This is a genomic window from Rhodococcus sp. KBW08 (assembly GCF_003852455.1).
GTDB lineage: Bacteria > Actinomycetota > Actinomycetes > Mycobacteriales > Mycobacteriaceae > Rhodococcus_F > Rhodococcus_F baikonurensis.
Genome location: NZ_QAJJ01000018.1, coordinates 450771 through 469886, shown reverse-complemented (window position 1 = coordinate 469886; position 19116 = coordinate 450771). Strand labels below are relative to the sequence as shown.

17 protein-coding genes are annotated in these 19116 nt (G+C 59.0%); 4 read left to right on the top strand and 13 right to left on the bottom strand.

Going from position 1 to position 19116, the window contains the following annotated elements; genetic code table 11:
- Window positions 1–388 precede the first annotated feature (388 nt).
- The 3 genes from DBV08_RS26015 to DBV08_RS26005 form a co-directional block, all read right to left on the bottom strand.
- Window positions 389–1075 carry a class F sortase gene (locus tag DBV08_RS26015; protein WP_260395762.1) on the bottom strand — a complete coding sequence of 229 codons (687 nt, stop codon included), beginning with the start codon at window positions 1073–1075 and terminating at the stop codon, window positions 389–391.
- Window positions 1076–1178: 103 nt separating this feature from the next.
- Entirely contained in the window at window positions 1179–2666 is a 1488-nt protein-coding gene (locus tag DBV08_RS26010; RefSeq protein WP_124569325.1) for a hypothetical protein, read from the bottom strand.
- A 353-nt stretch (window positions 2667–3019) separates the two neighbouring features.
- Window positions 3020–3649 carry a response regulator gene (locus tag DBV08_RS26005; protein WP_185564912.1) on the bottom strand — a complete coding sequence of 210 codons (630 nt, stop codon included), beginning with the start codon at window positions 3647–3649 and terminating at the stop codon, window positions 3020–3022.
- Window positions 3650–4458: 809 nt separating this feature from the next.
- Here DBV08_RS26005 and DBV08_RS26000 point away from each other — a divergent pair.
- Window positions 4459–6672 carry a sensor histidine kinase gene (locus tag DBV08_RS26000; protein WP_185564910.1) on the top strand — a complete coding sequence of 738 codons (2214 nt, stop codon included), beginning with the start codon at window positions 4459–4461 and terminating at the stop codon, window positions 6670–6672.
- 421 nt (window positions 6673–7093) lie between these two features.
- On the opposite strand, the gene DBV08_RS25995 is transcribed toward DBV08_RS26000, so the two are convergent.
- Window positions 7094–7729, bottom strand: a complete 636-nt coding sequence (locus DBV08_RS25995) for an SMI1/KNR4 family protein (RefSeq protein WP_185564907.1) — start codon at window positions 7727–7729, stop codon at window positions 7094–7096.
- A gap of 103 nt (window positions 7730–7832) precedes the next feature.
- Between DBV08_RS25995 and DBV08_RS25990 the strand changes: the two genes are divergently transcribed.
- Window positions 7833–8798: a hypothetical protein gene (locus DBV08_RS25990; RefSeq protein WP_124569321.1), complete on the top strand. Its 966-nt coding sequence runs from the start codon at window positions 7833–7835 to the stop codon at window positions 8796–8798.
- 300 nt (window positions 8799–9098) lie between these two features.
- On the opposite strand, the gene DBV08_RS32145 is transcribed toward DBV08_RS25990, so the two are convergent.
- Window positions 9099–9605, bottom strand: a complete 507-nt coding sequence (locus tag DBV08_RS32145; RefSeq protein WP_148090792.1) for a hypothetical protein — start codon at window positions 9603–9605, stop codon at window positions 9099–9101.
- Between the two features lie 137 nt (window positions 9606–9742).
- On the opposite strand from DBV08_RS32145, the gene DBV08_RS25985 reads away from it, so the two are divergent.
- Window positions 9743–10159: a hypothetical protein gene (locus DBV08_RS25985; RefSeq protein WP_124569320.1), complete on the top strand. Its 417-nt coding sequence runs from the start codon at window positions 9743–9745 to the stop codon at window positions 10157–10159.
- Between the two features lie 178 nt (window positions 10160–10337).
- Window positions 10338–11099, top strand: coding sequence for a hypothetical protein (locus DBV08_RS25980; RefSeq protein ID WP_124569319.1), 762 nt, complete (start codon window positions 10338–10340; stop codon window positions 11097–11099).
- Window positions 11100–11200: 101 nt separating this feature from the next.
- Here DBV08_RS25980 and DBV08_RS25975 read toward each other — a convergent pair whose 3' ends face one another.
- From DBV08_RS25975 to DBV08_RS25940, 8 genes are all read right to left on the bottom strand, one after another.
- Complete coding sequence (locus DBV08_RS25975) at window positions 11201–12019, bottom strand: helix-turn-helix domain-containing protein (protein ID WP_124569318.1); 819 nt, start codon at window positions 12017–12019, stop codon at window positions 11201–11203.
- Between the two features lie 335 nt (window positions 12020–12354).
- On the bottom strand, window positions 12355–12636 hold the full coding sequence (locus DBV08_RS25970) for a hypothetical protein (RefSeq protein WP_124569317.1): 282 nt from the start codon (window positions 12634–12636) through the stop codon (window positions 12355–12357).
- 74 nt (window positions 12637–12710) lie between these two features.
- Window positions 12711–13256 (bottom strand): hypothetical protein, encoded by a 546-nt coding sequence (locus DBV08_RS25965; RefSeq protein WP_124569316.1) that lies wholly within the window; start codon window positions 13254–13256, stop codon window positions 12711–12713.
- 355 nt (window positions 13257–13611) lie between these two features.
- Entirely contained in the window at window positions 13612–14031 is a 420-nt protein-coding gene (locus DBV08_RS25960; RefSeq protein WP_124569315.1) for a hypothetical protein, read from the bottom strand.
- A 62-nt stretch (window positions 14032–14093) separates the two neighbouring features.
- Window positions 14094–14915 (bottom strand): hypothetical protein, encoded by an 822-nt coding sequence (locus DBV08_RS25955; RefSeq protein WP_124569314.1) that lies wholly within the window; start codon window positions 14913–14915, stop codon window positions 14094–14096.
- A gap of 119 nt (window positions 14916–15034) precedes the next feature.
- Complete coding sequence (locus DBV08_RS25950) at window positions 15035–15820, bottom strand: hypothetical protein (protein ID WP_124569313.1); 786 nt, start codon at window positions 15818–15820, stop codon at window positions 15035–15037.
- A 45-nt stretch (window positions 15821–15865) separates the two neighbouring features.
- Window positions 15866–18607 (bottom strand): hypothetical protein, encoded by a 2742-nt coding sequence (locus DBV08_RS33020; RefSeq protein ID WP_260395761.1) that lies wholly within the window; start codon window positions 18605–18607, stop codon window positions 15866–15868.
- The gene (locus DBV08_RS25940; RefSeq protein WP_260395760.1) at window positions 18604–18948 is read right to left on the bottom strand and encodes a hypothetical protein; all 345 of its coding nucleotides are present in this window, start codon (window positions 18946–18948) and stop codon (window positions 18604–18606) included. The genes DBV08_RS33020 and DBV08_RS25940 overlap by 4 nt, the downstream gene beginning before the upstream one ends.
- Window positions 18949–19116 lie beyond the last annotated feature (168 nt).

Genomic DNA, 19116 nt, shown 5'->3' with positions numbered 1-19116 from the left:
CGGCGCTCGAATAATGGTCAGCGCTCCGCGGCGATCGAGTCTCGCAACCAACTCCGACCGAAGGGGCGTCCCGATTGACCTGTGCCTGATCATATTAGTTGTCCGATCACTATGTTCCCTCGTCACTGCAGGAGAGCGACACCCGTTTCGTGCTCATTAATTCGCTCCAGTAGCCGTCCGCGTGGGGGTGATTTCCCGCCGGAAGGTCTATTAAATTCGGGAAGCGTAGACGTAGTTGGAGTGTTCGTTGTTCGTGTGGTGGTGCGCCGGTGCCAGCATCGACGATGCCGCGGTATCGCCGACGGTCGCGGACCAGGTCCATCCGAGTACGGGGCGGACGACGCATCTGTGGACGAGTTGTGTCTATCGATGGTGGATGTGCGCCCGATTAGGCGGCGTCCGCGTAGAGGTAGACGTTGTCCAGGTAGTTTCCGATGCCGTCTTCGTACTCCAATTCTCCCCCGCAGGTCACCACTGCAAGTTTGCGGGGCCCCTCTAAGCCGTCGAGGACGCCTTCTTCGATCCCGTCGGCTTTGGGTCGGGAGACGACGGCGGTCACTCGCCATGTTGTGGTGCTGCCTGAGGTACTGGTGGTGTGGATTTCTTGCCCGGGGGTCAGGGTTCCGAGGTCGAAGAGCGCGCCATTTCCTTGTCTTGCGAGGTTGACGTGTCCGGCAATCAGTGTGGTACCGGTGGTGGCCTCCAAAGGTGCACCGTCGAGCCAGATCCCGACTTCTTTGACATCTCCGGGCGGGGTGAGGACACCGTTGATGACAGTGGCGTCGACGATGGGTGTGTCGATGTTGATCGGATCCAGTGACAATGTGCCGTGGGTGGTGGTTGCCGCCGGGATTGCGTCGTGTGATGCTGCCGAGGACGTCGTCGCGGTAGCAGTTGTCGGATCGCTGGTGTCGCGGGTTCCGAAGTAGACGTCGACCGATCCGACGATGAGGGCCAACACGGCAACTACGGCGAGCAGAATGCGCATGCGGTTCCCGCGTCGAGCTGGGTTTTCGGTGCCGGATTCGGCGAAATAACGCCTGCCGGAAGAGTTGTCGTTGTTGTCGGGATTCACCGGTATTCTCCTCACCTGGTGGTGCGCCCGTGCTCGGCATCGATATTCTTCACCGATCGATGCCGAGCACGGGTCACTGTTTGCTTCGGAACGAGCGCGGCCTCTAGGTCCTGCTGCGCCTGATTGCGATGACTCCACAGCCGGCCACGGCGATCACGCCAAGCCCGGCGACTGCGATTCCTATGTGAGGTCCCGAGCTCTGATCTGCCGTTCCGCCGTCGATCGCTGTCGGACGCCCACCGATGGTGCCGGTAGGTGTCGAATACCCACCGGGATGGCCACCGTTATTCGTCTGCCCTCCACCATTGTTCGGTGCGGGATTGACGTAGGAGGGGGCGCCTCCTTGTGTCGGGCCGCCGGAACTCCCCGTACCACCTGGAATGGGGATCGGAATCGGGATCGGGATGATCGCCGTATTCGTCTTGGTAGTGGTGACCGGCGTAGTAGTGACCGGCGTAGTAGTGACCGGCGTAGTAGTGACCGGCGTAGTAGTGACCGGCCCGTCGAGGAAGGTCACCGAAGCATCGTCGGAAAGCCGGGCTGGGAGTTCCGATTCGAAGGACGCGAACACCTGGCACACTGGATCGGCTTGGTTCCAGCGAATTTTCTCATGCGAGTTCGGCTGCCCAGCAACGGAAATTGTGACATCGCCAGGAGTTTCGGCGGTGACGCACAGGCGAACCTCCGTGCCGGCGGTGCCGGTACCGGCGACTGTGAGGGTGTTGCCCGTCAAAGTCGCGCCGGCGCCCGGTTCGCACAAGGTCACCGCTGCCGTCGCAGGAGCGGTTACGGTCAACGGAATGCCGTACAGGTTGGTCGACACCGAGAACGTCGCCGTTTCACCGGCCCCGATCTCTGAGCGCTCCGGTGCGGAGACCGTCAGCGCCGGGGTCGACTTCATGATCGCAAGAATCCGCTCCCGCTCTTCCTGCCCGAGGTTCTCCTGGCAGACTTTGCCGGCACCGTTCCCCGACGCGCACCACACCAACTCCTGGCGATTCGAACGGTTCCAGGAATTGCCGTTGTCTGCGATCCCGGCCACACCGTTTTCATCGATGTAGGTATGTGGGTTCTGCAGAAGGTAGCTGACGAGCAGTTGCTGGTCCTCGCTCAGCCGCGGATTCCCCGAGAGTTGCTTCGCTGAACCGGTCACCACCCACTCGGTCCCGGTCCAATAGCCCGATTCTCCGTCCGGGGTTGTCTGACCGCAAACATCCAAATGCTTGTCGGTGCAGTACATCCACTCCGACGTCGGCCCAACTCCTGGAACTTCGAAGACGCCGCACACCGTTCCCGGTGCGATCGCCTCCATGACGTCCGGGTGTCGGTTGTAGTACATCGGCACTATTTGACCGTCGTTGTAATCGGCGAGACGAGCACGATCGATGTCGAGATCGCCCACACCACTACCGTTCGTGTTTTCGCACTCCGACGCGGTGAAGGCCTCACGAGGTGGCACGACAGGCGCCGCGCCAGCCGGCGCGGCCAGGGCTGCAGTGATTCCGAACATCAAAACGATCATCGACAGCACCGAACTCACTGTGAGCCAACCAGGTCGGCGGGGTCTGGTCCCGTAATGCGAATTACGCATGCAAGATTCTCCTTCTGGATACAGAGCGGGTTCAAGAAAATGCTCGCCTCAGCGGAAGAATGATCGGGTTGCTGTGCGATTGCCAGAATTTAAATCCGCAATCACGATTCATGTCAAGCGGACCTCACCCATAACGGCCGCCATTGATGCAAATGTCCCCTCGCCAGGGGTCATACTATTGACACTTAATAGTTAGCAGTCCTATTGTGACGGCTGATCATTTAGCATTCGGCGTCCCACTCTCAATGCAAGACAATAAACCTGCTTTGAACAGCCATACACGACGTTAGTTACAAAGGGCTTGTTACGTTAGTGGAATGATACCTTGCGGTATGCAGCGAACAATTCCTGCGTCAGGGCTCGATGAGCCCTTCCTTCCATGCGATCTTGCCGAAGTCCAGCTGCGTCTTCAATGTAACGCCGGAGGCTGAATATTTCTTTCGTGTCCGGTCGAGGTATTGTTTCGCTGTTTCTTTGCTGATGTTCATAGCTTCACCGACTTGTTGTAGCGTGAGCCCGGAGGCGTACAGCAGGAGTGCACGTTCTTCCTGGACGCTCAGCTTCGGTCGGTTGGAGTCCCCAGCGATAATTGAAGCGAGTTCGGGACCCATCCACTCTTCCCCGCGGAGTGCTGCGTGGATCGCTGCCAGAATGGCCTCCTCGGAATCACGCTTGCCCACGATTGCCGAAACTCCTGCCTTTATCATGCTTTGCACTAAGGATGGAGAAGCGAGCGCGGAGAGCACCACTATACGTAAGCCCGCCTCCAGAAGCTTGCAGACCAGTTCGACGTCCACATTGGGCTGTCGCTCCACCATCAGGTCTAGGACGAGAAGATGGGGGCGTTCGTTTCGCGGGACTGATCTGGACCATGCCAAGAACTCCGGTGCCGTCTCTCCGCTGAAGACCAATTCCAGCCCCGAACTGTTCAGAAGTTCCTCAGTCCTTACTCGTTGGAGTCTGTGGTCTTCGACAACCGCCACGCGGAACCTTGGCGTTCTCGCTGTGTTCATATGGGCCCTTGATCCTCTGCGGTTGTAGTCGGATATGAGACGCTTCTGGAATCCATCTAGCCTATAAGCTAGTTCGAAGCAACTCCGGAAGGCACAAGGCCGATTCAGACATCTTACTGTCCGACCTGCTCCTCCCCCATGCTTCGCCGGACTTGATCCAGTCCGCGGATATTGGTTCGAGCGAATTGATTTCGGCCTGGCGGTCGCTGGTGATGCCGGCTCGTGCGCCGGAATCGACCTCGGTCTGCCCGATCAGCCAGTGCACGGTCTTGCCGCCGATGTGCTCACGCTCTGCGTTCATCTTCGCTTGCGCGGGTCTGGATGGATGGTCTCTGTGTTGTTGAGCGATCATCCGCACGACCCGCTCGCGGCTCGCAAGCTAGATATCCTTGTGGATAGTTGTATCCTTTCAACTCGCTAGACTGCGGCACCAAACCTGGGGGCGGTCCACTACCGTGGGGATGAGTGAACTGCGCTAATCCCTTAACCTCGGGGTATCGCGGCGCGGCTGAGAATGCTGCCGATCCGCGCGGCATGCGGTTGTAGAATCGCCACGCTTCGCAGCGGATGCCGTCGAGATCGAGTTTCCGGCGTGTCCGACCGTGATTCCGACAAAGAAGATAATGGGCTATACAATTGATTACTCGTTGTCCATCACGAATGGAATTCCGAACTTGAGAAAACTCTTATCGACGACATTCCGGTTACCGCTATTTGCCATATTTTTCACAGATCTCAGTGATCGAGGATCTGAATCAGAGAGCACCCTCTCCACTGCGGTGGAGACTCGTTCGATCCTCAGGGCCTTCCGTCAAGGTGCACTTACCTTCACTGCACTCTGGCAATGCGTCATGGTGTTCGCCGCCTTCGGCACCCTCGGCCGGGATGGTCTCATACTTGCCGTCGCGGTGGCACTTGTCGGAGTGATCGCGCTTCTCGCGCGCTCCGCCCCACATCTGGACCCACTGATTTCGGCTGCGATGGTGGGCACGGGACTCTGGGCCTACCTCGCGAGCGGAGATATGGATTCTGCTCTGGTTTTTTCCGCATGCTGGCAGATCAACTTCGCGACCTGCCTGGGAATAATATTAGTGCTCCGCCCCTACGGAGTTCCTCTCACCGCCGCTTTCTCCGTGATGCTAGTCACGATCCTGGCTCTCGCTCTTCCTGAGTGGGGAATGGAAACGTTCTTCTCGATTCTGGCTACTCAGCTATCAATCATTGTCGGTGTCCGGTGGGGAGTATCACGACTTGTCGGTATCGCATCCGAAGCGGATGCGATCGAATCCCGTAAAAACGCCGCCCTGCGGCGGATCCGATTGGTCGAACGTGTGAGCATGGAACTCGCCGAGGAGTCTCGCATGCTTCACGACACGGCGATAAACACTCTCGGTGCCATCGCAGATGGTAGCGCCGACATGGCCGGTCATCGATACATACAAGAACAATGCCGCCGCGACGTGACCATGCTCCGTGCGCTACGAACTCGGACGGCCCGGCCAATCCCTGAGGGGCTGGAGGAGGTCTTTCATCACCCTGGATTTACTATTCGTCGAAGCGGGATCACAGATGACGAAATCGCTCACTGTAATCAGCTTATTCCCGCATCTACCGTCTCCGCGGTCGTATACGCCGTCCGCGAAGCAGTGAAAAATTCTGCCAAACACTCCGGTGCCGATCATGCACTGATCCAGGTTCGAACATCGGCGGCCCGACTGACTATCGACATCAGTGACAGTGGTCAAGGTTTTGATCCCCGGACGCACAGCGATGGCCGTGGCATCGCTGAATCGATTGTCGGTCGCGCCCGCGACAACGGATTTCATGCCGTCGTCGACTCGCGCCCCGGAGTGGGGACCCTCGTCACCGTTATTGTGCCACTGGATCAGACAGGCACCGGATCGCGCTATCCGAAAGTCACCGAAGGTGAGAAGGACTCAGCGTGGACGTCCACCGTCCAGCTTTACGAGCGTTCGAGCGAACTGTGGGCGATCGGCGTTACTGCGGTCAGTGCAATCCTTACGGCCGCAGGAGGTACCAACAACCACTTGGCGCTTTTCCCGATGATCGCTTTGATGGCCGCTGCCTGTCTCGTCTACCGCTTTGTCCCGGGTTTCCGAGGCCACCGTCTCGCTGGCCTCGTTCTGGCCCCTATCGCCGCCACCGTTTTCGTATTGTCTGCCGCAGCAGTCGAGTTCGGTAGCGACGGTGCGTTCCACTGGCAAGCTCTTGCCCCCACCGGGCCATTCGTCCTCCTTCTGTCGGTAACGACTAGACGGTCGATGCGGGGTTTCGCCGCAGTGTTCTGGACATTGGCAGTCCTCGCGACTGCTGTCGTGGGTTTTTCGTATTCAGTGGCGGCAGCGCAGATCGTGGTGATGGCCGGGGCGGTTGGGATCGGTTTCTGCGGACTATGGGCGCTGCTGCAGCACCTTCTTGCGACTTTCGGCAGAGAAGCCGCGAGATCAGAACGGGAAGCGCACGAAGCGTTGCTCCAGGCCGAAGTCGAGGAAGCCGCGCAGAAGAGCAATCAGAGGTGGATGGACGCGGGGCTCGAGTCGGCGATCAATTTGCTCGACGAGATCGGGCGGATCGCTCGGGATCCAGCTTCGCAGTCGACGCGTCGAGCGTGTGGGGCCGAAGAGCGGTACCTACGGCAGCTAATTCACATCAGCCCACATCTTGTAAACCTCAGTCGGGCCTTTCCTGCGACACTCGCACGTGCCCGCGACCTCGGCGTGTCATTCTTCTTGCAGCTCGGCGATGTTGACATCAGGCAAGAGGAAACCGCCCAATCCGTAGCTACTTACATTCAGGGCATCTTGGGGAAGCTCAATCCAGGGGACGAACTACGCGTATCACTCTTTCCTGTCGGTGATTCGCTCCAGCTAACCCTATTGGGCAACGCGATCACCTCGCCCGACTTTCCCTTCGCAAAGGTCACTCACGCCGACCTGGGAGCCGTCAACCTCGTTGAAATGACGTTCGCCTGAGCCCGAGCTTTCGTGCGTCCAGCGGAACAAGTTCGAGTGAGGCGGTGCGAGTCTCGCACGCATTGGCGGCGCGGAGGTCACGTACATCCGGTTTGGTCCCGAGATCGACGGATATCCCTCCTAAAAACATTCTTTAGGTGAACTTGAATATCGTTGCATCAGTTCCACTTCCGTCGTTTGATCCGGCTCACCTGCAAAGGGGAACCGAACGCAGCAAACGCGGCATATACGACCTCCGGCGCCGCAACGTTTTGAGCGGGATTGTCCGCGGACCGGCCTAGCGCACCCGCGCCATTGCCGATGTCATCCGAATCGATCTCGACCGCAACTGGAACCTCGTCAAAATCGATGAGAGGATTCGCGACGCCGAGTATGCCGTACTGCCGTTCACGCTGTGATTTTCTCGTGTTGAACTCCCAGGTCAGGGGGCGTACTTCCAGTCGAGTTGGCCGTCGACCACTGTAGGTTTCCAATATTTGTCAAATTTCGAGCTGGTCTCGAGGCTGTCCGCGAGATCGGTAAGCATCGCGCTGAGGGAGACCCATCGAGGGCCGGCATCGTCTGCATTGACCTTGTCAAACTCGGTCACACACCCGTAGAGGTCACCGGGACGGGTATCGACGAACAATAGGTAACCGTCGAGCCCCGCGAATGGAATGAACTCCGGCGTATAGGTGAATACCGCCGTGCCGGCTGTTGTTCCCTCCGGCGGCTCGTACTCCTCGATCTCATTCGTTTCGGCATAGACATCGAGTTCCATCTCCCGCTCCTGGACAACCCGCTCGAGGTCGAACAGTTCACGGCCCGGGAGAAGCCGAACGAACTCCTCAGACGGAAACCCGTTGATCTGTTCGTAGAACTCGATCAGTTCGGGCGGCCACGTAGTACCGGTGGATTCGGCACCATCTGCGATCTGGGCCGGGGTTGCGCAGGCAATGGTGACAGGAGAGAGATGCGAGTGCAGCCACGCCGCGATCCGTACCCATTGCTCCGCTACCGATCCAGCGGGTGTCGAGGATCGGGTGATCGGTTCGGACAGTTGAACATCTGGCTGCATGGTGACCTCTCGTCTGCTGTGTGCGACATCCGACGAAACAACTGCTCTTTTCGGGGATCGTATTGTCGTTGTCAATGACGAACATATCCAAGGAGCAACCCGCATGACCAAAGTGACCGGTTCAGTGAGGGTTTGGCACGCAGATCAAGGCTGGGGTGTATTCGACTCCGCGAAGACTCCCGGCGGATGTTGGGCCGACGCCAACGAAGTGATGCCGATGGAGCAACCACTCGATCTGCACCCCGGCTCACCGGTCAGGTTCGCCTGGGTCGACATCAGCCCGGTGCTGATCGAAGGCTTCCACTACCGAGCGCACTCCTTCTACCCGATCGACGAAACGCTGGACCTCGACGACGAAGACTACGAACTACTCGATCTCGAAGACTCAGCCATCCTCGATGACGAACCGCCCTGGTCCGAGCAAGATTTCGTTCCGCTTGGGGAACCGCCGAGCGCGGTGCCACAATTCATCAGTCGAAAGGAACTCAATACGGGCGCGGACAGATCACCGGTGGTCGGCGATGATCCCTGGCGTCAGAACGAACCACTGACCGGCGAGTTCGAAGCCCTCAACCACAATGCTGCTGCTCCGCAGCTCGTCCATCACAATCCCGAGTTGGTGGCGATGATCATCGCCATGAGTGAGCCCGACCAGCGACGTGTAGCGCGTTGGTGCGTCAACAAGGCCTACGAACGTTCCGGACTGGCAGATCTGGAATGGGTTGCGCCGGCACTTGCAGCATTCAATCGGGGCGATCCGGACATGCCTGCGCCGTTTCACGATCTGACGGACGCGGACGCGCGGTGGGCTGCGGAGGGATATCCCTCGTCTGATCTGTACCGGGGCGAGATCCGGTCGCTGAGTGAGCTTCGCAGTCCGTTCGACAACGACCAAGGATCACTCGCCTACAGTGCGCTGCCATCGTTGTTCCGTGCACGTCAATCCGATGCTCTCTCAGCAGTTATCGGGGCCCTGTCGGACGCTTCACACACCTTCGGCCCCTACGTCGACGAACTTCACCGCGCTCTCCTTGAGGAATTTCGCGAACCGAAAACCACTGCGAAATGAAAGTGGCTGCCAGTAATGATGCAACTCTGGTGTGGTCCGCTCGCCGCACTGTCGGGTGGGGTCTCAACCGTTCGTAGGATCGGGACCCCGTCTGACCAGTTCAGGCAGTGACGATTCGAACGAGCACGAGTCCATTCGTAGTCAATTGCTTTCCCCCACAGTCGATTCTGACGACCCGACGAAGCGAAATCGAGTCGATCTAGCTAGAAGCTCTCCCCGACGCTCAGAATCGCGCGCGGTCTCGACCCCTGCCCTGCCCCTTTGATAGCGACGTCAAACCATCGAACATCGCTAAACGCATCAGCCGCACTCTCCAGGTTTGCGATCGACACCCTGTAGTGCCACTAGCCACACTTCCTGGGTCAGCACTCCAGTGAACGGGTTGAGCGCCCGCAACTCTCGTCCAGACTCGCTATCTGCGAGCGATGCGGACTCCATCCAATCGAACGGGGCTTTTTCGACATAGATTGATATGGGGACACCAGTCAGCTTGGAGGCACGCCTGACATCCTGGACGAAATCGAAGTCAGCGGTGAAGCTGGTGACCATCGGCCTCGGCGGCAGCACCTTGGCGCCTCTGAGCTGTTTCGAATTCGGGTCGGATCGTTTCTGGCGAGGCCGTTTCGGCAGAGGAACTTCCGAAACATCCGCTCTCTGCCCAGCCGTCTGATCAATCCATGCTTGGAGCGCCGATCTGATTACGCTGCTCCTCGAAACGCCGAGATACCTCGCGGTAAGGAAGCTGTCCCTGGCCACCGGCCGTTCCATTGGCACACTTATGTTGCGCTTTCCATATATTGCGGTCACGAGATGACCGTAGCTCCCACACGTTTGCTTGGAAAGCACCCAGTCACGAATCCCATCGGAAGTTCTTGACTCAGCCTTGTGGCATCGAACTAACTAGCATCAACGAGAGAACGCCTAATCGAGAATCGAGGGTAGACATGACTGAATCAGCAAACTCCTACAGCGATATCGTGTCCTTCAAAGAAGAACTGCATCAAATGTTTTCGTGGGTATCGGACACTGAAGCCGCGAACCTGCTGTACCCCAATCACTCCGACGCAGAGCTCAGACTGGAGTCACTCAGAGGAGAAGGCGCACTAATCCGTCTTCCCCGTGGACTGAACTGGGAGTATCCGAGATTTCAATTCGACCTTGCAGCAGGGGCGGTCATTCCAATCGCCGCCCACGCAAACGTGGATCTCAAAGCGGAAACGGATCCGTGGGGAGCCCTCGCCTGGTGGGAGACCCCGATTCGCATCGCGGGCGCCCAGACTCCGCTTGAACTTTTGGCTCGTGGGCAGCTGACCACCAGGTTGGTCGACAACCTGACCGCGATGCGGCGACAGGCAATGTAGTCCCCGACCATGGCCGGATTACCAACCGCTGTCCAATCAAAGACGAAAGCTTCATCGTTCGATTGCGACGAAATCTGCCCTAACAGCACTCCATGGATAGGACCTTCACATTTGAAATAGCTGTCGTTCGGTCGCTCTAGTCTCAGAGTAAGATACCTGAGCGACAAGGGGTTTCATCATGTCGATTGAACCGATGCCGGAATTCGATGCAGACTTCCGGATGATCTTCGTCAGCGGCTTCTACACGGTCTATGTTCCCGGACTTGGGATTTCGGCCACTGACTCCAACTCCGACAAAGCGACCGACAAGTTAGTCCGACAGTTGCGGCAGTACGCATACTGGTGGAACCACTCCGACGACCCCACCTCGGAGCATCCGGAGCGGAGCGGGGCACTTGTGGCCCAGGTAGACGGACTGAGCGACGAGGAGATCGTCGAATGGATCAACCGCGAACCGGACCCGTCCAGAACTTTTCTCCCGGCACCTGCAGCCTCCACCTATCAGTTCGCCGGCTTTGAGGCCTTCCTCGACGACAACGGCGCGTTTGTGATCGTCGCACCAGATCTCGGCCTCTTATCGGGTGAACAGACTCTCGCGGAATCCGTCGCAGACATGACGCACGCCGTGATCGACTACGCGGACGAATGGTTGGCCCGACCAGAACTTCGAACCGCGAGAGGCCACATTTCGAACGAAGACGTTGTCGCAATGATCCGATCGATGAGCTGGCCAGAGGTATATGAGTGGGTGATCGGCGAAATCAGACCAGATGATGCCGTCCAGGGCTTGGCAACTCCCTCGGGATCCGAAGCTGCGCAACGATATCTGCAAAATCCTACGTCCGCTCCTGCGGTTCGATCTCCCGGTATTGAATCACCGAACCTGACGGAGGCACCTGATCCCGATAGTCCACCAGACCACCTCCCTCACTTTCGATGATCGCAGCGAGGTACGCACGTTCTTCCTCTGACCAGCCCTTACGCGATGTTGCCATCGGCCTTATCCGGGCCGGCGATCGCTGCACGGCGCTTGACTGCGACTCACGCTCGCTCCCCTGTCTCGCGGGCACGACGAACCAGTCCTGACCCGAGCCCTTCCCAGTCGGCGAACGATCTCGCATGAATGCTGTTCGCACGCCTATCTGCTGCGTCTATCTGACCGGCCGAATACATGTCGATCACCGTCTGTATCTCACCCATCGAACGCACCTTGTCTCCCCCAGCTAAAACACGTCCACGCACACGCGCATTCACCACCGGAGACATATCCAGTAACGTCACTCCCTCCCAGAAGCGTGATCGTCGATTACTACCGCCCCCACTGTCATTGAGTCGTTCTAACGCCAGCCGGGGATCCGATACGTAGATCATCGGCAATCCGTCCGCACCGGTGACCGCCCAATCAAGGTTGTCAGACTGTTGCAACTCTCGGAGCCTGGAAAAGATCTGGGTTGGAAGCAAAGGACCTCGATACATCTCTCTCCGCGGTCGATCCAAAATCCTTGCCGCATATCCGGCTGTTCGAAGGATCGTCCTGAACCCTGAGACATCGTCCGCTGCGGTTCCCATCTTCCGCCAACGCGTAATCCACTCGCTGGCAGCATCACTGAGCCGCACTGCTGTATCCCCCAGAACAAATCGTGCCGCCACCATCGCGGAGTAGTCGCAAATTGGCTGAAAGCCAGCCCGTTCGGCACCGACCGCATACATCAACTGATTGAACACAACGATCGAGACATTCGATTCGCCCAGCTCGGCGCGGCGGATGGTTGATTCGGAGACGCCCGATATCGCTGAAACCTCTCGCTGGCTGAAGCCTATATGCGTGCGAGCATCGATGAAGTCTTGTATAGAAGTCACTGATCGAGCGTATCCGGGGGAAAATCATCCTGACCAACAAAAGAAAGGCATTCACCACAGCGCAGGAACGTGGCCGTCACCAGAGGGCTTGGATACGAAAACAGTTGAGGTGGAAGCACGTACATCGTTCCTGCCCCAAACCCGGACGACGAGCCGGAGTTCTGCGCCCCGTCCTGGCGCCTCAGTTCGACCCAGCGCAAGCTTTCGAGATCGTTCGACTCTACGTATCGAAACGCGACCCTTTTGCAGCGAGCGTGGATCTGATCGTTTTACGTCGCGCTTATAGAGATGAGGATCGATCACCGAAAGCCTATCTCCCTCGGAACTCCAGTGGATCAGCCGGAAGATTGCACTAGGATTCGATTCAAAGTCGTACCGGTTTCGGCCACGCCGTAGTACGCGATGATGACGGCCTTGAAACTGGAGATCGACATACCCAAACCGTGCGGGAACGTCGCCGCAACCTTGTATCCCTCGAGCCACACGCTCGGATCATCTGGGATGACAGAACGCGAGTAAACGACCGCCTCGGTAAACTCGGTGATCTCGGCATCCGTCAAAGGTCCTGCGCCGTTACGGTTGTTCTCTTCCTCCTCGAGGAGAGGGTTCCTGGTCATGTCTGCTCGTCGGTGGAAGTACCTGAACATTCCACCCCCGACGACAATCCGTCATGTGCAACTTCGCTGCCACGTCATGATGGATCTCGCAACGGTGCGGGCGATCCATCACAGGTTAAAGTGACCCTCAGGTCGAAATCACCAAGGCTCTGTTTTGCTCCACTGCGCCAATACAGATTGGTCATCTCGCACTTCTTTGGAGACTGGTCCGACCCCACAGCCGCATTCACAGAAACTCTGCCAAAACTGTCAGGGCGACCCGGGATTGATTCAGAAGAAGGATCAAGTAACCTCACGTCCCACTTCTGTTCGACCTCTCCAACCAGTTCGGACCGAGCCTGTCTCTCGGTTTCCTCTGGATCCATACGCGCTCGCGACTTGTCCACCACCACAGTGATGGCGAACAGTGCAGCGACAACCCCGATCGCGACCAGCAGTTTCCTCGTCTTCAGATTGGACCTCTGCCCACGAAGACGGATCCATCCATTCTGAATCAACCAGATGAAAAGCCAGAACATCACAATCGCCAGCAGAATGATGAACTTGCCGATGAACCAATCAACGATCGGTGAATCTCTCACATCGGCAAGGAAGTGGAAATCGAGGTATTGGTCATCCATGCTTCGGTTCTCCTCGCAATTGCATGCCATGCCGGTCCTGCCGCGGGTCCTGAGCAGAATCGCAAGTGGCAGAATACGTTGCGCCGACATCACATTCGGACATCAAGCTACTCAATTCCTTCTCGACGTTCACGATGGCCTTCGCCTCTCACAGTTCCCGTCCAGCCGACGAGTGCTAGATCGTGCCTGCATCGAGCGGTGACCGCAGTACTCTTGCGCGAGCCCGCACGAAGAGTTCGTGCGCAACGAAATCGAATTCACGACGCACTGCCACCACACAGGATTCGTTCTGCTCCGGAGCCCCCGCCAGTACCGCAAAGGTGCGCTTCGTTCGTGTTTTCGTCAGGCGAGTGGTTCAGCCGAGCCATTCGGAGATGGTGGCGTTGTCGATACCGCCACCGAACGAGTGGAACACCAGCAACGCCTGCCCCGACATCACCAGGCGACCGTCCTCGGTGAGGCCGATATCGAGCATCCCCGCTTGCCCATGCACCTGACACCACACAAAGTCGGGAACCCGCAACAACCCCGACGCCGGGTCCGTATCGAGGTCCGCCGAATGAAGGGACACTTCACCGAAGACGTTGTCCTCGAGCGCTTCCGCGGTCTCACGGTCCACCAACACCAGCGGGCCCGCACCGATCAGTCCGTCGGTAGGTTGCCGGGTGAACACGAAGTGCGCCCTCTCTACCGTCGGCGGCGAGGTTGCGGTATCGACAACTGTGCGATCCCCGACAAACCCTGGCTGTTCCGGGACGACGACCCAGTGATCCATTGATTTCCCATCTCCCTGAAGTGTTGCGGTCGAAGCAAATTCGAGATTTTGCAGACGCGTGGCTAGCCGTTGCCCAAGTCGTCGAGAACGTCGGCGAACACCGAATCCGGTAGCGCGTAGTGCTCACGCACCGTGGCACGTCGATGCTCGTCGAGCCACCGCAGTGTCGTCTCTCGATCACCGGCAGCGGCTACCTCACGAAACTGTTCCCAGAACATGACAAGTAGACCTGCCGGGTCGGCAGCCCGGCTGCGGAGATAGTCGAGTTGGCTGTCGATGACCTCAAGCGGTGAGCCTGTATCGGCGATTACACGCAGGCCTGCCAAGAGTTTCCAGTTGGTACGGTGCTGTTCATCGCGAGCTAGGTAGGCGTCTTCGAACCACGCGGCAATGGCGTCGATCGGCTTCAAAGCAAACAGTTCCGTTGCGGGTCCCTGAGCCCACCGCGTGACCAGTGCCGCAGCGGAATCGGTGTCGAAGATGTCGATCTGCAGTCGCCGAAACTCTTTGTCTCGAAGCCTACTGTCCGAACTATCCTGCGTGAGGGTGATCGCACGTGGAACAAGAGGCTCGAAGAGCGGTGTGTGCCCGACAATCAGCCGTTCTCGGTTCGGGATAGGGTCGATCCCGACTGTGTCGAAGAACCATCGCACCGGAGTGTGCAGTAGTTCCGCTCGCAAACCGTTTCCGATGATGGTCCAGTTCGGGCCGAGCCTCTCCGCCGCCGCGTCCAGTACCTTCTCCCAGGCGGCACCTCTCCCCTTCTTCGGAGTCAGATCCGCGACGGCATCTTTCGCCATCTCCCGCAACTGATCCCGGTCCATTCCCAGGGATTCGAGCACCTCACTGACCGATTTCGGAGGCTTAGGCTTGTCATCACTCATCTGCATGCTTGCCCTAAAGGGCCATTCGTATCGTTTGGTAGACGAAAAGGAGCGACTGTGCACACCGACAGAGGTTCTCCGATGCGACGCGCAATCCATCGGGCTCCTCTCCCTCACGCCTACGAGTCCTCTGTATGGGAGATCACATCGGCAAACGCAGAATCCCGAAGCCCGTATGCATCCTTTACAGAACGACGTCGTTCTTCGTCCAGCCACTGCAAAGTCGCTAGTCGGTCTCTGCTTTCCGCAACCGCGCGAAATTGTCGCCAGAAACTTTGGACGTGGCCACCGACATCACGGCGAGCCAACTCCCAGAGGACGCTGTCGATGACCTCGATTGGCGAACCGGTGTCAGCTATCACCCGCAGTCCAGCCGAAATCATCCAATCCCGGCGTGGCTTTTCCTCGCGGTCGGCATAAGCCTGCTCGGCTGCAGCGACCAAGTCAGGAAGCGGCGGTGCAGCAAAGAACTTGGTGGACGGACCAAGCGCCCACCAGCGCACGATCTCCGCAGCACCGCGGGTATCGAAGATGTCCATCTGAACATTCGGTGGTGCAGAATCTGTGGGACCAGGTTGATATGAACTCTGCCGAAAGGTGATAGTGCCCGGCGTGAATTCTCTCATCAGGGGGACATGACTGAAGGTCAGCTCTTCCCGATTCGGTTTGGGATCCAACCCAATGGAATTGAACCACCATCGCACTGGTAGATGGATTAACTCCGCCTGGGTGCCAGAGCGTGCCACAACCCATTCTGGACCAAGACTGCTCGCCGCAGCCTTCAACACCCGCTCCCATGCAGAACCGCGCCCCTTCCTCGGGGTCGCCATGGCCAAGCCATCGATTCCCTCGAGGATGGAAGCCAACTTCGCTCTTCGGTCAGTACGAGATGGATCGTCAGTCACTATTTTTCCACCTTTCCTAGTACTTTCAAGATCGGGCGTGCAAACTCAGTCTGGACGGATGGTGTAGATCCACTCCAGCGGAATGCCCAACCTCGCTGCAGTCTTTTCGGCCCACTCTTGCGTTATCATCGCATCACCCGTCTTCAGATCCCAGACGGCGACGACCTCCTCAATCGCGGTCTCAATGTCGCCGCCAATCCGAAATAAGATCAGATCAGGACGGATCGAACCACCTTCTCCACGGCGCGCGATTTCGCCCAGAATTCCCTCTCTGAAGGATTCCTCGGCCCTCACCATGAACTGAGGATGCGCTTCGGCTAACGCGTGGACCAGATCGAGGTTGGTGAGTCGTTCAAAATAGATGTGCGCGACCATCCCGAGGTTCATAGGAGGAATGTTCGGATACTTCGACTGAGCGGTAGGCCAAAGTGTGTTCACCGCATCCATAACCCACTCTGCAACAAAGTCTTTGGCGGCCTGCGCGTCCGCAGGCCGCGTTGAATCAGCGGGGATCACCGCGGGAGTGTTCGGTGTCCGGGCTGGGCCTGGCTCGATAGCTGCTGATGGTGGCACCAGTACGCCGGGGAGCTGTGCATCGGGTGATGTCGTCCCAGGGTTGGGGGTAGAGGGCCGCTCGGTCGGATCTTTTATGGCACCTGGCTGTGGGATCGTGCTCGGGTCGGGATCGAAGGGGTCGAATTCCGGGGGACCGGGTTGTTGGGGCGCACCGGGTGTTTCGGGATCGACCGGGATGTGGCCCGGGTTGACCGGATCGACGGCCGGTTGCTCGCCCGGTTCGGGAGCCGAAGGTTGTTCGGGGTCACCGAATCCAGGTGTGGTGGTGCCGGGGTCTACTGGTGGTTCGAAACCCGGATCCGACGGTGTGGTCGGATCGGCTGAATCCGGTGCGCCGGATGGATCTTGCGGTCCTGTCGGATCGTCGGGTTGAGGATCGCCAGGCAGACGGGGCCCAGGACGGGGTTTCGGCTTCGTCGGTGATGGTTTCGTTGCCGGCCCGGACGGCACGGTACGCACAGGAGGTATCGTCACCAACGGATTGAGAACAGCATTGATGATTGCTCGTTGCTCCTCGGAGAGCTTCGCGATCTCCTCGATGAGCAGTGAGTAGAAGTTCAACCCGGCCTTGAGCGCCAACTCGCGCAGATTCAGCAGGTCCTTGAGCACAGCGGGATCGTCCAACCTGGCACCGCGGGCGACCTGCTCGAAGAAATTCGCAATCGCCACCGCCAACGACACACCGCCCACCACAGCCTCCGCGACAGAGGAAATCGAGAAGCCTGCCAATTCCGCTTGGGGGGTGTCGGTTTCGTTCGGTGTAGCGGGCGCTGGGTCGATGGATGGGGATGTCCCGGCACCTGGTCCGTCCCCGCCGATGTCCGCGGCCGGCGACTGCTGCGGGATCTGCTCGGGCACTTGCGCCGGAGCCTGCTCAGGGACTTGTGGTTCTGGCTCCGCCGCAGGTGGGACTGGTGGTTGGGTGGGTTTCGGTTTCTGGACTGGCGGATTGGGGGCCTTGTGGCCTTGGACTGGTGGTGGCTCGTTCCAATGTTGACCGTCCTCCGGGCGGGTGCCGTCGTCCTCACCGGAGATCTTGGTCGGGCGCGCCGGAGTGGGGGATTTCTTGCCGCTCTGTGTGTGGTCTTCCGGGTCCGCCAAAATCGGATACAGCACGTTCTCGATACCGGCGGTGTCGACGACCTGGACGAGTTGTCCGTCCCGGATCTCGTAATGCGTCGGAATGGGTGTGCCGTTGGCGTCGTACGCCCACGGGGCATCGATTGTCGAGACCGGGTTTCCGTCGGCGTCGAAAACAGTGACCGTGCCGTCTTGGTTGACGCTCATGTGACCGCCGGGCGGCACTGTCACCGGAATCACCGATTCGTGCGACGACGTTTCGTCGTGGATCAGGAAGAAGAACCGGCTTCCGCCGGCGATCGGATCGAACACCGGCAACGAGGACTGCCCGCCAGGTGCGTACGCCGTCAACGGCGACGCGACAGTCCCGACCACCTGGGAGAGTAAGGATTCCGGTGTCCGTGGACTGAAAGGTCCCGGCCGCCCGCGCACTCCGATACCCGCAGCGGTGAACGCCGCAGCGCCGATCAGGGTGAGTTCGAGATACCGGTCACGGCCCGAATCCTCCCCGGTTGTAGAAACATCTATTGCCGGGTCCGGAACCGTTTGGGCCGGTGCGATATTCGAATCCGAATCCGCGGGGACCGGTCCGGGACCACGATCGGGAACTGCTGTGGGTGCGGTCGACCCGGCGGGCTGCGGCGTAGTCGGGGCGGGCCAGCTGGTGGTCGTCGGAACCGGGACTCCCGCAGGGTTCTCGATACCAGATGATGTCGGCGTATTCGGCTGTCCAGACAGCGCGGCGCCGGGGACGGGGACGATGGGGGTGCCGTTGTAGGTGGGAAAGTTCGTCGGCGCATTCGCCCCGACATTCGGGCCACCGCCCGGAGCCTGTGCACCGGGGAGCCCAACGGTGGTCGGGGCAGCCGTCGCCGTCGTGGACGGCGCGCTCAGGCACGGGTTGATGATTTCGGGCGGGATAGGCGAACCGGGCGGCAGTGAGGCGATCAGGTTCAGGTAGATCTGATGATCACGTGCTCGCACCGCCGCGCAATCCTCTTCCGGTGTCGCATGCGCCGGTCCGGCAGTGAGCGCGAGGCCCGCACCGATCACGCCCGCGGTCCCGGTCAACAGTGCTCCGGCAGCAAGTAACCCCGCGAATGACCGCTTGAGTGTCAGAGCGGACTTCAACGTCGATCACCACTGGTGCCCGACTTCTTCCGCACCGTGGCAATCAATTTGTCTGCGCCCCACCAGAACAGGCGCCCCGCGATCGACATCCACAGAAAGAACGCCAGATACACCAGGATCGTCCCGTAATCCTCGGCCCAACCCCCGAGGCGTCCGATCACCGCGAACGCTGCAATCAACAACCCCAACCCGAAAACGGAGGCGATCACCGCCTTCGACGTTTCGCTCAATTCACTGTTCGGGTCCCAGTCGTCATCGCCAGCGTTGCGGTCGCGACCGACAGCAGCTCGTTGATCAGCTATCGGATCAGGCCGAGAATGATCAGCACTACGGACAGCCATCACATGAACTCCAGACAATGAACGAGAACGGCAGCAGGACAGATGAATTCAGAGAAGATCTCAATGCAGCAAGATCGAATGGCGCACTAAGCCCATGACGAGGCGCACAACGACGTCACACAACAGTCAGTTGCGGCGCTGACGTCGAGCAGATATCCCCGCGCGATC